We start from the raw sequence: 254 nt of genomic DNA, 5'->3' as shown, positions 1-254 counted from the left end.
GCCGGCATGATGTACTAGTCCCGGGCGGTGCTGCCTGCCACAAGCACGCCCAAGGTGGGCTGGCCGCGGCGGCCGGCGCGGCCGAGCCGCTGGCGGGTCGCGGCGATGCTGCCGGGATAGCCGTTCAGCACGACCACATCCAGCGCGCCGATATCGACGCCCAGCTCCAGCGCGGAGGTGCCGATCAGGCCATCGATGCGGCCTTCGCGCATCGCCCGCTCGACCTCGCGACGCTCGGTGGGCAGGTAGCCGCC

1 protein-coding gene is annotated in these 254 nt (G+C 73.2%); it reads right to left on the bottom strand.

All coding sequences use genetic code 11. The annotated features are described in order from the left end of the window. Window positions 1-14: 14 nt before the first annotated feature. The coding region (locus FLQ44_RS03115) for a helicase-related protein (protein WP_276607826.1) at window positions 15-254 on the bottom strand (240 nt) is incomplete at its 5' end.

The organism is Vogesella mureinivorans (assembly GCF_007644035.1).
GTDB classification, from domain to species: domain Bacteria; phylum Pseudomonadota; class Gammaproteobacteria; order Burkholderiales; family Chromobacteriaceae; genus Vogesella; species Vogesella mureinivorans.
This window is presented reverse-complemented; position numbering and strand designations above follow the sequence as displayed.